We start from the raw sequence: 15,531 nt of genomic DNA, 5'->3' as shown, positions 1-15,531 counted from the left end.
CGCAGAGCGTGGGAGCGATCAAGCGATCAATCAGCGCTGATGTACCAGCGCACCCGCCGCATAGGTCTGAGCCACGGTGCGGTCATCGCCCAGGGTCATCAGCACGAACAGCGTTTCGGCAATGTTGTTGGCCTGCTTCAAGCGGTAGCTCAGCAGCGGGGTGGCGTTGTAGTCCAGCACCAGGAAGTCGGCGTCGGAGCCCGGTTGCAGGTTGCCGATCCTGTCTTCCAGACGCAGCGCCCGCGCACCGCCGAGGGTGGCCAGGTACAGCGACTTGAACGGGCTCAGGCGCGCACCTTGCAGCTGCATCACCTTGTAGGCTTCGTTCAGGGTCTGCAGCAGCGAGAAACTGGTGCCGCCGCCGACGTCAGTGCCGAGGCCGACATTCAGTTTGTGCTTCTCGGCCATCGGCAGATTGAACAGGCCGCTGCCGAGGAAGAAGTTCGACGTCGGGCAGAACGCCACCGCTGAACCGGTTTCTGCCAGGCGCGCGCATTCGTCGTCGCACAGGTGCACGCCGTGGGCGAACACCGAGCGCTCGCCGAGCAATTGATAGTGGTCGTAGACGTCCAGGTAACCCTTGCGCTCCGGGAACAGCTCTTTGACCCACTCGACTTCCTTGAGGTTTTCGCTGATGTGGGTCTGCATGTACAGATCCGGGTATTCGCTGAGCAACTGCCCCGCCAGTGCAAGCTGTTCCGGAGTGCTGGTCGGGGCGAAGCGCGGGGTCACGGCGTAATGCAGACGACCCTTGCCGTGCCAGCGCTCGATCAGCGCCTTGCTGTCGACGTAGCTCGATTCCGGGGTGTCGGTCAGGTAGTCCGGCGCGTTGCGGTCCATCATCACTTTGCCGGCGATCATCCGCAGGTCCAGCTTCTCGGCCGCTTCGAAGAACGAGTTCACCGATTGCGGATGGACGCTGCCGAACACCAGGGCGGTGGTGGTGCCGTTGCGCAGCAGTTCCTTGATGAAAATGTCCGCCACTTCATCGGCGTGGGCCTTGTCGGCGAACTGGCTTTCACACGGGAAGGTGTAGGTGTTCAGCCAGTCCAGCAGTTGCTCGCCGTAGGCGCCGACCATGCCGGTCTGCGGCAGGTGGATGTGGGTGTCGATGAAGCCCGGAGTGATCAGCGCATCCTTGTGATGGGTGATTTCGATGTCTGCCGGCAGCGTCGGCAGCAGTTCGCTGGCGTGGCCGAGGGCGCTGATCTTGCCGCCATCGACCACCAGAAGCCCGTCCTCGAAATACTCGTAGGAGGCTTCGATGCCGACCTCGGCAGGGTCGGCGATGCTGTGCAGGATGGCGGCGCGGTAGGCTTTGCGAGTCAGAGGCATGAGGGTTCTCTAATCAGTTTGAGGCTTTGAGTGTGGCGGCCTGACTGCGGCGTGAAACCGGCAGCAGTTTGGCAATCGGTTCGGCGCTGGCGCTGTGCTGGCCGAAATTGGCGTTATAGGTGGCGATGATTTCGCCGGCGATGGAGATAGCGATTTCCACAGGCAACTTGCCTTTGACTTCGCCGATACCCATCGGGCAGCGCATGCGTTGCACGACGCTGGCGTCGAAACCACGGTCACGCAAACGGTGTTCGAACTTCGCCCGTTTGGTTTTCGAGCCGATCAGGCCGAACCAGGTGAAGTCATTGCGCTTGAGGATCGCGGCGGTGAGTTCCAGATCCAGTTGGTGGTTGTGGGTCATGACGATGCAGTAGCTGCCGGCGGGCAGGTCGTCGATTTCATCCACCGGTTCCTCGGCGACGATCTTGCGCACGCCCTGGGGAATCTGCTCGGGGAATTCCTCTTCCCGGGAATCGATCCAGCGCACCCGGCAGGGCAGGCTGGCGAGCAAGGGTACCAGCGCACGGCCGACATGACCGGCGCCGAACACCGCGATCTGCGCCTGCACCTGGCCCATCGGTTCGAACAGCAGCACCGTGGCGCCGCCGCAGCACTGGCCCAGACTGGCGCCGAGGCTGAAGCGCTCCAGATGGGTGTCCTGCCTGCCGCTGGCGAGCATCTCGCGGGCGATCTGCATGGCTTTGTATTCCAGGTGCCCGCCACCGATGGTGTCGAAGGTCTGGCGGGCGCTGACGACCATTTTCGAACCGGCATTGCGCGGCGTCGAGCCGAGCTCTTCGATGATCGTCACCAGAACGCAGGGTTCGCCCTGGTTCTGCAGGTCGGCGAGGGCGTCGATCCAGTTGTACATATCTCACCTCTCAGATCGTGGGAACGATCATCAAACAACCTCGGTTTCAGCCTCGACGGCTTTCACCGCCTTGAGCTGGCGCATCTGTTCGCAGCCCCACAACACCCGCTCCGGGGTCGCCGGCGCGTCGATCTTCGGCTGATGCCTGTAATCGCCGAGGCTGGCCACCGCGTCCTTGATCGCGCACCACGCGGCGATGCCGAGCATGAACGGCGGTTCACCCACGGCCTTGGAGTGGAACACCGTGTCTTCCGGGTTCTTGCGGTTTTCCACCAGTTTCACCCGCAGGTCCAGCGGCATGTCCGCCACGGCCGGGATCTTGTAGCTGGCCGGGCCGTTGGTCATCAGCTTGCCCTTGTTGTTCCACACCAGTTCTTCCATGGTCAGCCACCCCATGCCCTGGACGAAACCGCCCTCGACCTGGCCGATGTCGATGGCCGGGTTCAGCGAGGCGCCGACGTCGTGGAGGATGTCGGTGCGCAGCATCTTGTATTCACCGGTCAGGGTGTCGACGATCACTTCGCAACACGCCGCGCCGAAGGCGAAGTAGTAGAACGGCCGACCACGGGCCTGACTGCGGTCGTAGTAGATTTTCGGGGTCTTGTAGAACCCGGTGCTCGACAGCGACACCTGATTGAAATACGCCAGTTGGATCAGCGCTTCAAAGGTCAGGATGTGGTCGCGAACGCGTACGTGGCCGTTGTGGAACTCCACGTCTTCTTCGCTGACCTTGTAGTGCCGGGCGGCGAATTCGACGAGGCGCTGCTTGATGGTCTCGGCGGCATTCTGTGCGGCTTTACCGTTCAGGTCGGCACCGCTGGAGGCTGCCGTCGGCGAGGTGTTCGGCACCTTGTCGGTGTTGGTCGCGGTGATCTGCACGCGGTCCATTTCCACCTGGAACACTTCGGCCACGACCTGCGCGACTTTGGTGTTCAGGCCCTGGCCCATCTCCGTGCCGCCATGGTTCAGGTGGATGCTGCCGTCGGTGTAGACGTGCACCAGCGCGCCGGCCTGGTTGAGGAAGCTGGCAGTGAACGAAATGCCGAATTTCACCGGAGTCAGCGCCAGGCCTTTTTTCAGGATCGGACTGTTGGCGTTGTAGCGACGGATCGCTTCGCGGCGCTCGGCGTACTGGCTGCTTTCTTCCAGTTCAGCGGTCATTTCCTCGAGCATGTTGTGCTCGACGGTCTGGTAGTAATGGGTGACGTTGCGCTCGGTCTTGCCGTAGTAGTTGGCCTTGCGCACGGCCAGCGGATCGAGGTTCAGGTGACGGGCGATGGCGTCCATCACTTCTTCAATCGCGACCATCCCTTGCGGGCCGCCGAAGCCACGGTACGCGGTGTTCGACGCGGTGTTGGTCTTGCAGCGGTGACCGTTGATGGTCGCGTCACCCAGGTAGTACGAGTTGTCCGAGTGGAACATCGCCCGGTCGACAATCGAGGCCGACAGATCAGGCGAGCAGCCGCAGTTGCCGGCCAGATCCATCGCAATCCCGTGCAGGCGCCCGGTGCTGTCGAAGCCGACGTCGTATTCGACGTAGAACGGGTGACGCTTGCCGGTCATCAGCATGTCTTCGACCCGTGGCAGACGCATCTTGGTCGGCTGTCCGGTGAGGTGCGCGATCACCGCACACAGGCACGCCGGGCTCGCGGCCTGGGTTTCCTTGCCGCCGAAACCACCGCCCATGCGGCGCATGTCGACCACGATCTTGTTCATCGACACGTCGAGAACTTCGGCCACCAGTTTCTGCACTTCGGTGGGGTTTTGCGTCGAGCAGTAGACGATCATGCCGCCGTCTTCGGTGGGCATCACCGAGGAGATCTGGGTCTCCAGATAGAAGTGTTCCTGGCCGCCGATGTGCAGCGTGCCTTGAATGCGATGTTCGGCCGTGGCCAATGCGTTGGCCGAATCGCCGCGCTGATGGGTGTGGCTGTCGAGCACGAAATGGCGTTTGCGCAGGGCTTCGACCACGTCCAGCACCGGTTCCAGATCTTCGTATTCGATGATCGCGGCCATGGCGGCCTTGCGTGCGGTTTCCAGATCTTTCGCAGCCACGGCCAGCACCGGTTGACCGACGAACTGCACGTCGTCGATGGCCAGCAGCGGGTCGCCCGGCAGCAACGGACCGATGTCTTTCAGGCCCGGCACGTCTTCGTGGGTGATGGCGATGCGCACGCCTTCGAAGGCGTAGCAAGGCTGGGTGTCGATGCTGATGATTTTCGCGTGGGCGCGATCCGACAGCCGCGCGTAAACGTGCAACTGGTTGGGGAATTCCAGGCGGTCATCGATGTATTGCGCTTCACCGGACACATGCTTGGCGGCGCTGTCGTGCTTGACGCTGCGACCGACGCCGGTGGTCAGGTCTTTGGCGAACAGTTCGGCCAGTTCAGCTTGCGTTTTCTCTACGCCGTGATGGTTAGACATAAGCGGTCACCCGAGTCTCGATGTGCGGTGTTTGCAGTTCGATGAAGTATTTGCGCAGCAGGTTCTGCGCGCTGAGCAGGCGGTATTCCTTGCTGGCGCGGAAGTCCGAGAGCGGGGTGAAATCCTCGCCCAGCGCGGTGCAGGCACGTTCGGTCACAGCGTTGTCGAACGGCTGACCGAGCAGCACGGCTTCACAGTGAGCGGCGCGTTTCGGGATCGCGGCCATGCCGCCGAAGGCGACGCGGGCGTCGGTGATCACACCGTTTTCGACACGCAGGTTGAACGCGGCGCAGACGGCGGAGATGTCGTCGTCCAGACGCTTGGAGACTTTGTAGGCGCGGAAGCGCTGCTCAGCCGTGGCGCGAGGCACGATGATTTTCTCGATGAACTCGCTTTCCTGACGCGCGGTGACCCGGTAATCGATGAAGTAATCCTCGAGCGCCAGCGTGCGGCGGGTCTCGCCCTTGCACAGCACGATCTGCGCGCCGAGGGCGATCAGCAGGGGCGGCGAGTCGCCGATTGGCGAGGCGTTGCCGATGTTGCCGCCCAAAGTCCCCTGATTGCGGATCTGCAGGGAGGCGAAGCGGTGCAGCAACTCGCCGAAGTCCGGGTACTCGGCGTTCAGTGCTTCGTAGCAGTCGGAGAGGGCGGTGGCGGCGCCGATTTCAATGCGATCATCGAAGTGCTCGATGCGCTTCATTTCGGCGACGTTGCCGACGTAGATCATCACCGGCAGGGTGCGGTGAAACTGCGTGACCTCCAGCGCCAGATCGGTGCCGCCGGCCAGCAGGCGGGCCTGTGGATAAGCATCGTAGAGGTCGGCCAGATCGGCCACGGTCAGCGGCACCAGGCAGCGCTTGTCGCCGCTGTTGAGTTCGCCGATCGACGTCGGGGCAATGGCTTTGAGGCGGGCGATGGTTTCCGCTTCCCGGGCGTCGAACTGGTCCGGTTGCTTGGCGCAACAGGATTGCTCGGCGGCGGCCAGGATCGGCCGGTAGCCGGTGCAGCGGCAGAGGTTGCCGGCCAGTGCTTCGTGGGCCTTGGCCTGATCCGGTGCATCACTGTTCTTTTGCAGGGCGAACAGCGACATCACGAAACCGGGGGTGCAGAAACCGCACTGCGAGCCGTGGCACTCGACCATGGCTTTCTGCACGCTGTGCAGTTCGCCCTTGTGCTTGAGGTCTTCGACGCTGATCAATTGTTTGCCGTGCAGCGACGACACGAACGTCAGGCACGAGTTGAGGCTGCGATAGCGAATGTGCTCGCGGCCATCGTCATCCGTCTGCAACTCGCCGACCACCACCGTACAGGCGCCGCAGTCACCGCTGGCGCAGCCTTCTTTGGTGCCGGATTTACCCACATGTTCACGCAGGTAGTTGAGCGCAGTCAGGTTCGGGTCCAGGGCGTGCTCGCTACGGAGTTCCTGGTTAAGTAAAAACTGGATCACGGAAGGCCTCGCAGACTCATTATTGTTGTTGAGCGACTTGAGCCGAATTTAGCAGGTCTGACTTTTCGGTCAATGGTTTTCTGACTTAAAGGTCAGGAAAAACCGTTTTGTCGCTCAACCACGTGTCTCTTCAGTATTGACCCTCATTGGATCAAGCGCTTTTTTGCGGGATTCGTGCCAAAAACCGCTGTGCGGGCACTCCGCCATGACCGCGCATTGCGCTACACTGCGCCGCTTGTGCAGATCGAAGAGTTTGAAGGACAACCATGACGTTCAAGGCGCCGGACAGCCTCGCCGAGCAAATCGCTCACCACCTCGCCGAACGGATCATTCGCGGCGAAATGAAGCCGGGAGAGCGCATCCAGGAACAGAAGGTCACGCTGGCGCTGAACGTCAGCCGCGGCTCGGTCCGCGAAGCCTTGCTGATCCTCGAGCGCCGTCACCTGATCGCGATCCTGCCGCGCCGCGGCGCCCACGTCACTGAGCTGACGGCACACAAAGTGCAGAGCCTGTGCACGCTGATGAGCGAGCTGTACATCCTGCTCGGCAACGCAGTGGCAAATGGCTGGCAAGTCCAGTCCGACATGGCGCCGTTCGTGCAGATCCAGCAGCGCCTGACCGCCAGCTACGAGCGTCAGGACATCCGCACCTTCGTCGACGACAGCTTCAACGTGATGCGTGCCGCGTATCCGTTCGCCAACAACCCGTACCTGCAGGAAACCGTCGAGAACCTGCAACCGGCCATGAGCCGTGCGTATTTCCTCGCGCTGGAACAGCGCAAGGCCGAGATGAGCGAGTTCCTCGAACTGTTCGAACGCTTGCTCGCCGCCGTCCTCGCCCGTGACCTGCCGCAGATCCGCATCGTGCTGACGGCTTACGCCCAGCGCAGCTGCGATCTGGTGGTGTCCGCCCTGACGGTTGCCTGACCTTGCGGCTCAAGTGCATCAAGCTGGCGGGGTTCAAGTCCTTCGTCGACCCGACCACAGTGAACTTCCCCAGCAACATGGCGGCGGTCGTCGGGCCGAACGGTTGCGGCAAGTCGAACATCATCGATGCCGTGCGCTGGGTGATGGGCGAAAGCTCGGCCAAGAACCTGCGCGGCGAGTCGATGACCGACGTCATCTTCAACGGCTCGACCAGCCGCAAACCGGTGAGCCAGGCGAGCATCGAACTGGTGTTCGACAATTCCGACGGCACGCTGCTGGGCGAGTGGGCGGCCTACGCGGAAATTTCCATTCGCCGCAAAGTGACCCGCGACAGCCAGACGACTTATTACCTCAACGGCGCCAAATGCCGTCGTCGCGACATCACCGACATCTTCCTCGGCACCGGCCTCGGCCCGCGCAGCTACTCGATCATCGAGCAGGGGATGATCTCCAAGCTGATCGAGTCCAAGCCGGAAGACCTGCGTAACTTCATCGAAGAAGCTGCCGGCATTTCCAAGTACAAGGAGCGTCGGCGCGAGACCGAAAACCGTATCCGCCGTACTCACGAAAACCTGGCCCGCCTGACCGACCTGCGCGAAGAGCTTGAACGTCAGCTTGAACGCTTGCACCGGCAGGCCGAAGCCGCCAAGAAATATCAGGAATACAAGGCCGAAGAACGCCAGCTCAAGGCGCAACTGTCGGCCCTGCGCTGGCAGGATCTGAACGATCAGGTCGGTCAGCGCGAATCGATCATCGGCAACCAGGAAATCAGCTTCGAAGCGCTGGTCGCCGAACAACGCAACGCCGACGCAGCGATTGAACGCCTGCGCGACGGTCACCATGACCTGTCCGAGCGCTTCAATCTGGTGCAGGGGCGCTTCTATTCGGTTGGCGGCGACATCGCCCGCGTCGAGCAGAGCATCCAGCACGGCCAGCAGCGCTTGCGCCAATTGCAGGACGACCTGAAAGAAGCCGAGCGCGCACGCCTCGAAACCGAATCGCACCTGGGCCACGACCGCACCTTGCTGCTGACCCTCGGCGAAGAACTCGATCAACTGACCCCCGAGCAGGAAATCACCAACGCCGCCGCCGAAGAAGCCGCCGCTGCGCTGGAGGATTCCGAAGCCGTCATGCACGGCTGGCAGGAGCAGTGGGACGCCTTCAACCTGACCTCCGCCGAACCCCGTCGTCAGGCCGAAGTGCAGCAATCGCGCATCCAGCAGTTGGAAACCAGCATGGAGCGTCTGGCTGATCGGCAAAAGCGTCTAGGCGAAGAGCGCGCGCTGCTCTCGGCCGATCCGGAAGACGCGGCGATCATGGAGCTCAGCGAACAGCTCGCCGAGTCCGAAGCGACCCTTGAAGATTTGCAGACCAGCGAAGAAGCCCAGGTCGAAAAACTTGAACAACTGCGCCAGGAATTGCAGCAGGCATTGACTGCGCAACAACAGGCGCAGGGCGATTTGCAGCGCCTCAATGGTCGCCTCGCATCGCTGGAAGCCTTGCAGCAGGCGGCGCTCGATCCGGGCACCGGCACTGCTGAGTGGCTGAAAGAACACCACCTCGCCGAGCGTCCGCGTCTGGCCGAAGGCCTGAAAGTCGAGGCGGGTTGGGAACTGGCGGTGGAAACCGTGCTTGGCGCCGATCTGCAAGCGGTGCTGGTGGATGATTTCGACGGCTTCGATCTGTCCGGTTTTACTCAGGGCGATCTGCGTTTGCTCAGTCCCGGCAGTGACGGCGTGCGCGTGGCCGGCAGTCTGCTGGACAAGGTCGAGGCGCAGGTCGATCTGTCGCCCTGGCTCGCTCAGGTCAAACCGGTCGACAGCCTTGAACAGGCGCTGGCCCTGCGCGGCCAGCTCGCGGCCGGGCAGAGTCTGATCAGCCGTGACGGTTACTGGGTCGGTCGGCACTTTCTGCGGGTGCGCCGCGCCAGCGAAGCCGAGAGCGGCATGCTCGCCCGCGGCCAGGAAATCGAATCGCTGCATGCGGAACGCGAAGAGCGCGAAGCCACGGTCGAGGCCATGGAAACCCGTTTGCAAACCCTGCGCGCACAACAGCGTCAGCAGGAAAACGGTCGCGAACATTTGCGTCGCTTGCTGCAAGACGAAGCCCGTCAGCAAGGCGAATTGAAAGCCCAGTTGTCCGCCGGCAAGGCCAAGGCCGAGCAGTTGAACCTGCGTCGTACCCGCCTCGATGAAGAACTGGTCGAGCTCGCCGAGCAGCGCGAACTGGAACACGAAAACATCGGCGAGGCACGGATCCAGTTGCAGGACGCCCTCGACGCCATGGCCCTCGACACCGAACAGCGCGAATTGCTGCTGGCCCAGCGTGACAGCCTGCGCGAGCGGCTGGATCGGGTGCGTCAGGAAGCCCGCCAGCACAAGGATCACGCCCATCAATTGGCCGTGCGCCTTGGCTCACTGCGGGCACAACATGATTCGACCCGTCAGGCCCTTGAGCGTCTGGAAATGCAGGCCGAGCGTCTCACCGAAAAACGTGAACAGCTCAGCCTGAATCTGGAGGAGGGTGAGGCGCCGCTGGAAGAACTGCGCCTCAAACTTGAAGAGTTGCTCGACAAGCGCATGAGCGTCGACGACGAACTCAAGACCGCACAGATCGCGCTGGAAGACGCCGACCGCGAACTGCGCGACGCGGAAAAACGCCGGACCCAGGCCGAGCAGCAATCGCAATTGATCCGGGGTCAGCTCGAACAGCAGCGCATGGAGTGGCAAGCTCTGACCGTGCGCCGCAAGGCCCTGCAGGATCAACTGCTGGAAGACGGCTACGATCTGCACGGCGTGCTCAATACTCTGACCGCCGAGGCCAGCGAGAAGGCCGCCGAAGAAGAACTTGAACGCATCGCCGCGCGGATTCAGCGCCTGGGCGCGATCAACCTCGCGGCGATCGACGAATACCAGCAACAATCCGAGCGTAAACGTTATCTGGATGCGCAGGACGCCGATCTGGTGGAAGCGCTGGAGACCCTGGAAAACGTCATCCGCAAGATCGACAAGGAAACCCGTAACCGTTTCAAAGATACCTTTGATCAGATCAATGGCGGTTTACAGGCACTTTTCCCAAAAGTTTTCGGTGGCGGGCGGGCGTATTTGGAACTGACGGGCGAAGATCTACTCGATACAGGGGTGACGATCATGGCGCAGCCGCCCGGAAAGAAGAACAGCACTATCCATTTGCTCTCTGGTGGCGAGAAAGCTCTGACCGCGCTGGCACTGGTATTTGCGATCTTCAAGTTGAATCCGGCGCCGTTCTGCATGCTCGATGAAGTTGACGCGCCACTGGATGACGCTAACGTTGGACGCTACGCACGATTGGTCAAAGAGATGTCGCAGACCGTGCAGTTCATCTATATCACCCACAACAAGATCGCCATGGAAATGGCTGACCAGTTGATGGGCGTGACGATGCATGAGCCGGGTTGTTCGCGACTGGTAGCCGTGGATGTCGAGGAGGCGATGGCGATGGTGGATGCCTGAGTCGGCGCTGTCGGAAAAGGTATTTGTAGTCTGTAGGACATATTTACCGCCTTCGACTTGCTGGCCAATCGACATAATCGCGCAAGCCAATGAGACAGACGGTGTAAAGTTGTCTTTGGTCGTGCTAGTTTAATGTCAATTTTTCGTATACGTGGGCAAAACGCCTGTCAGAACATAGAGTTGGCGCCACGTTTTAAAGCGGTTTGCACAGTGTAAACCCCTTATTTTTCAGCATTTTTTATAGAGGCACGGGATTACATGGAAATCGGTCTGCGCGAGTGGCTGATCGTCATCGGCATCATTGTGATAGCCGGTATTCTTTTCGATGGCTGGCGCCGTATGCGCGGCGGCAAGGGAAAACTGAAATTCCGCCTTGACCGAAGTCTGTCCAACCTGCCGGACGAGGACACCAGCGCCGAGCTGTTGGGCCCGGCCCGCGTGCTGGATACTCATAAAGAGCCACAACTGGACGAACACGATCTGCCATCGGTGAGCATGCCGGCCCGCGAAGCACGCGAGCCTCGCGAATCCGGTTCCAAGCGCGGCAAGCGTGGTAGCAACGGCCCGGCCCAGGGCGACCTGAACCTCGATCTGGATCTGGACGGCGGCCCGAGCTTCAGCAGCCGCGACGATGATTTCGTCGAGCCTGCCGCCAAGTCGTCGCCTGCGGTGGCCGATAAAGATCAGCCGCAAGCAGAAGAAGTGCTGGTGATCAGCGTGATCTGCCGCGACCCGGCCGGCTTCAAGGGCCCGGCGCTGTTGCAGAACATTCTGGAAAGCGGTCTGCGTTTTGGTGAGATGGATATTTTCCACCGTCACGAAAGCATGGCCGGCAACGGCGAGGTACTGTTCTCCATGGCCAATGCGGTCAAGCCGGGCATCTTCGATCTGGACGACATCGACCATTTCAGCACCCCGGCGGTGAGCTTCTTCCTCGGCCTGCCAGGCCCGCGTCATCCGAAGCAGGCCTTCGACGTGATGGTCGCGGCGGCCCGCAAGCTGTCTCAGGAACTGAACGGCGAATTGAAAGATGACCAGCGCAGTGTCCTGACCGCGCAGACCATCGAGCACTACCGTCAGCGCATCGTCGAATTCGAACGTCGCGCCCTGACCCAGAAGCGTTGATTGAAAAGGTTGCCTCGTCATAAAGAGGCAATCGGCAAAAACAGATTGAGCAGCCTCGGCTGCTCTTTTGCTTTATGAGAGAACACCCATGACTGCCGCCAAAGACCGCATTCTAGCGCTGCGCGCTGAACTCGATCAGCACAACTACCGTTACCACGTCCTTGATGAACCGAGCATTCCGGATGCCGAGTACGACCGGTTGTTCCACGAGCTCAAGGCGCTGGAAGCGGCCAACCCGGAGCTGATCACCAGCGACTCACCGACTCAGCGCGTGGGCAGCGTGGCGCTGACCGCGTTCAGCCAGGTGCGCCACGAAGTGCCGATGCTCAGCCTCGGCAACGCCTTTGAAGAAACCGACATGCGCGAGTTCGACCGCCGGGTGACCGAAGGGCTGGATCTGCCGGTCGGCGATCTGTTTGGCGGTGGCGCGGCGGTGGAATACAGCTGCGAACCGAAGCTCGATGGTCTGGCGGTCAGCCTGCTGTATCAGGATGGCGTGCTGGTGCGCGGCGCTACGCGCGGCGACGGCACCACGGGTGAAGACATCAGCGTCAACGTGCGCACGGTGCGCAACATCCCGCTGAAGCTGCACGGCACGGGCTGGCCGGCGACGCTGGAAGTGCGCGGCGAAGTGTTCATGTCCAAGGCCGGTTTCGAGCGCCTGAACGCTTCGCAACTGGAAGTCGGCGGCAAGACCTTCGCCAACCCGCGCAATGCCGCCGCCGGCAGCCTGCGCCAGCTGGATTCGAAGATCACCGCCAACCGCCCGTTGGAGTTCTGCTGCTATGGCATCGGCCAGGTGTCCCACGACATCGCCGATACCCACATCGGTAACCTCAAGCAGCTGCAAGCCTGGGGCCTGCCGATCAGCCATGAATTGAAACTGGCCAAAGGCATCGGCGAATGCCTGGATTATTACCGTGATATTGGCGAGCGCCGCAACGCGCTGGCCTACGAAATCGACGGTGTGGTGTTCAAGGTCAACAGCATTGCCGACCAGCGTGAACTGGGTTTTCGCGCCCGGGAGCCGCGCTGGGCCATTGCCCACAAATTCCCGGCCATGGAAGAACTCACCGAACTGCTCGACGTGGAGTTCCAGGTCGGCCGCACGGGCGCCGTCACGCCCGTGGCGCGGTTGAAACCGGTCAAGGTTGCCGGCGTCACCGTGGCCAACGCCACGCTGCACAACATGGACGAAGTCGCCCGGTTGGGCCTGATGATCGGCGACACGGTGATCATTCGCCGCGCCGGTGATGTGATTCCGCAAGTGGTGCAAGTGGTCATGGAGCGTCGTCCGGAAGATGTGCGCCCTGTGCAGATTCCCGAGAGCTGCCCGGTCTGCGGCTCCCACGTCGAGCGCACGCAACTGGTCAAGCGCAGCAAGGGCAAGGAAACCATCAGCGAAGGCGCGGTGTACCGCTGCGTCGGCCGACTGGCCTGCGGTGCGCAACTCAAGCAGGCGATCATTCACTTCGTCTCCCGTCGGGCGATGGACATCGAAGGCCTCGGCGACAAGAGCGTCGAGCAGTTGGTGGACGAAGGTCTGGTCAGTTCGCCGGCCGATCTTTATGCATTGAAGTTCGATGACATCGTCGATCTTGAAGGTTTTGCCGAAGTGTCGAGCAACAAGTTGCTGGCCGCTATCGAGGACAGCAAGAAGCCGGGGCTGGCGCGCTTCATCTATGCGCTGGGCATCCCGGATGTCGGCGAGGAGACCGCCAAGGTGCTGGCGCGTTCGCTGGGGGTGCTGGAGCGCGTCCAGCAAGCCTTGCCGCAAGTGCTGACGTACCTGCCGGACATCGGCCTGGAAGTGGCCCACGAGATTCACAGCTTCTTCGAAGATGCGCACAACCAGCAGGTTATTACCGAGTTGCTGGGCCATGGTTTAGAGATTCAGGATCAGGGTGAGTTGGGCGCCGAGTTTGCCGCAAGCACAACGCTGGGCGGCTTCCTCGACAAGCTGCACATTCCTTCGGTGGGGCCGGGCGGGGCGCAGAAACTGGCGGACAGGTTCGAATCGCTGGAAGGGGTGATGAACGCTGACTGGCTGGACATGCGCCAGGCATTGCCGGAGAAACAGGCCAACGCGGTTCGCGAGTTTTTCGCCTTGCCCGGGCATCGTCAGCTTGCGGAGTCTGCCGAGCAGCAACTGCGCGATTTCGGCATGCATTGGCAAAGCGAAAAGAAAGTCGTCGAAGGCCTGCCACTGGCCGGCGAAACCTGGGTGCTGACCGGCAAGGTCGAGCTGATGAGCCGCGACGTCGCCAAGGAGCATCTGGAAAGTCTCGGCGCCAAGGTCGCCGGTTCCGTGTCGGCCAAGACCCATTGCGTGGTGGCCGGACCGGGTGCCGGCTCGAAACTGACCAAGGCCAACGAACTGGGCGTGAAAGTGATGGACGAAGAGGCGTTTATCGCGTTCCTCAAAGGACACGGTATTTCTGCCTGACGCAATGCGCGGGAACGATCAACTCGCGGGAATGATCTAGTCTTGGCAAGCCCAAGGGAGAGATCGCCATGTACCGCTTTTTCGAGCAGCTCAGTTCCCGCATCGTCGCGCCGTTCATGGGCGAATCCTCGCGCAACAGCAAAGTCTGGCCGTGCCGCTGCGGTCAGTCGCTGTTCTTTCGCAACAGCCAGTGCCTGGCTTGCAGCGCGGCGCTGGGTTATCAACCGGAACACAGTCGTCTGACCTCGCTGCAACCGGGGCCGCAAGAGGGCACCTGGACGCTGGATGTCGATCCCGAGGCCGGGCTGTTCCGCCGTTGCGCCAACCTCGATACCCCGGCGGCCTGCAACTGGCTGCTGCCCGCCAACGATCACGACACCCTGTGCTCTGCCTGCGCTCTGAATCGCACCATCCCCGATCTGTCCGTCCCGGAAAACCCCGAACGCTGGCGCAAGGTTGAAATCGCCAAGCGGCGACTGATGGCGCAACTGATCAGCCTCGGTCTGCCGGTCGTTCCGAAAACGGTCGATGAAGACACCGGCCTGGCCTTTGATTTCATCGGCGTCGATCTGCAAGGCAACGGGCCCATGACGGGCCACGCCAACGGCCTGATCACCCTCGACATCGCAGAAGCCGACGACGCCCACCGCGAGCGCGTCCGGGCGCAGATGCATGAACCCTATCGCACGCTACTCGGGCACTTTCGCCATGAGGTCGGGCATTACTACTGGGATCGCCTGATCGACAACGGCCCGTGGCTTGATTCATTCCGCAACCTGTTCGGCGACGAACGCGCCAGTTATGCCGAGGCGCTGGAGCGGCATTATCAACAGGGCGCGCCGGCGGACTGGTCGCAGCACTACGTCAGCGCCTACGCCACTATGCACCCGTGGGAAGACTGGGCGGAAACCTGGGCGCATTACCTGCACATGATGGACGCGGTGGACACGGCACTGGGTTTTGGCATGAGCGCCCGGCAGATGGATCTCGATTACCAGCCGTTTCCGTCGAGCACGCTGTATGACCCCGAGCATCCTGGCGGCGCGGCGTTCCTGTCGTTCGTCAACGCATGGATCGAACTGGCCGGCATGCTCAACGAACTGTCGCGCAGCATGGGTCAGCCGGATTTTTATCCCTTCGTCCTGCCGCCGGCGGCGATCGCCAAGCTGCACTTCATTCATCTGGTGATCCAGCAGGAGGGCGGCCGGGCGGACGAGGTGCTGCAGGCGCAATAGCAAGTGCTTGAAGCCCTTCATATTTTTAATCTGCAACGAGCGGTTGTAACTTCGTCTCAGATAGGTACAATGGCGCGGCTCGCCGACAGGTGAGCGTCGTTATGGTGACCCTATCGGTCCCCCCGCAACGATCAGCCGTGAACCCGGTCAGGCCTGGAAGGGAGCAGCCGCAGCGGTGACATTGTGTGCCGGGGTGTGGCTGGTAGGGTTGCCACCTTAACGACCCTCGAA

Annotated in this window: 9 protein-coding genes and 1 other RNA gene; 6 read left to right on the top strand and 4 right to left on the bottom strand. The window is 61.7% G+C overall.

Features of this window, described 5'->3' with window-relative positions; all coding sequences use genetic code 11:
* Positions 1–30 precede the first annotated feature (30 nt).
* From guaD to xdhA, 4 genes are read right to left on the bottom strand one after another with little or no spacing between them, the layout of a single operon-like run.
* Entirely contained in the window at positions 31–1,335 is a 1,305-nt protein-coding gene (guaD, locus tag ACKJSM_RS14835) for a guanine deaminase (RefSeq protein ID WP_236181975.1), read from the bottom strand.
* Between the two features lie 13 nt (positions 1,336–1,348).
* Entirely contained in the window at positions 1,349–2,206 is an 858-nt protein-coding gene (gene xdhC, locus ACKJSM_RS14830; protein ID WP_410238110.1) for a xanthine dehydrogenase accessory protein XdhC, read from the bottom strand.
* Positions 2,207–2,236: 30 nt separating this feature from the next.
* Entirely contained in the window at positions 2,237–4,630 is a 2,394-nt protein-coding gene (gene xdhB, locus ACKJSM_RS14825) for a xanthine dehydrogenase molybdopterin binding subunit (protein WP_410238109.1), read from the bottom strand.
* On the bottom strand, positions 4,623–6,077 hold the full coding sequence (gene xdhA / locus ACKJSM_RS14820) for a xanthine dehydrogenase small subunit (RefSeq protein ID WP_410238107.1): 1,455 nt from the start codon (positions 6,075–6,077) through the stop codon (positions 4,623–4,625). Before xdhA ends, xdhB begins: the two co-directional genes overlap by 8 nt.
* 266 nt (positions 6,078–6,343) lie before the next feature.
* Between xdhA and ACKJSM_RS14815 the strand changes: the two genes are divergently transcribed.
* The 6 genes from ACKJSM_RS14815 (at position 6,344) to ffs (ending at position 15,508) form a co-directional block, all read left to right on the top strand.
* Complete coding sequence (locus ACKJSM_RS14815; protein ID WP_007952019.1) at positions 6,344–7,003, top strand: GntR family transcriptional regulator; 660 nt, start codon at positions 6,344–6,346, stop codon at positions 7,001–7,003.
* A gap of 2 nt (positions 7,004–7,005) precedes the next feature.
* Entirely contained in the window at positions 7,006–10,494 is a 3,489-nt protein-coding gene (smc, locus tag ACKJSM_RS14810) for a chromosome segregation protein SMC (protein ID WP_410238106.1), read from the top strand.
* 258 nt (positions 10,495–10,752) lie between these two features.
* Complete coding sequence (zipA, locus tag ACKJSM_RS14805) at positions 10,753–11,619, top strand: cell division protein ZipA (RefSeq protein WP_064378762.1); 867 nt, start codon at positions 10,753–10,755, stop codon at positions 11,617–11,619.
* A gap of 88 nt (positions 11,620–11,707) precedes the next feature.
* A complete protein-coding gene (gene ligA, locus ACKJSM_RS14800) occupies positions 11,708–14,065 on the top strand; it encodes an NAD-dependent DNA ligase LigA (RefSeq protein ID WP_410238104.1) in 2,358 nt (785 codons plus the stop codon).
* A 68-nt stretch (positions 14,066–14,133) separates the two neighbouring features.
* Positions 14,134–15,300, top strand: a complete 1,167-nt coding sequence (locus ACKJSM_RS14795; RefSeq protein ID WP_410238102.1) for a putative zinc-binding metallopeptidase — start codon at positions 14,134–14,136, stop codon at positions 15,298–15,300.
* Positions 15,301–15,411: 111 nt separating this feature from the next.
* Positions 15,412–15,508, top strand: an RNA gene (gene ffs, locus ACKJSM_RS14790) — signal recognition particle sRNA small type.
* Positions 15,509–15,531 lie beyond the last annotated feature (23 nt).

Origin of the sequence: Pseudomonas sp. PHC1, from assembly GCF_046487845.1 — a bacterium.
In the GTDB taxonomy this organism is placed as follows: domain Bacteria; phylum Pseudomonadota; class Gammaproteobacteria; order Pseudomonadales; family Pseudomonadaceae; genus Aquipseudomonas; species Aquipseudomonas sputi.
The sequence above is the reverse complement of the archived record's forward strand: the minus strand, read 5'-3'. Positions and strand labels throughout refer to the sequence as shown.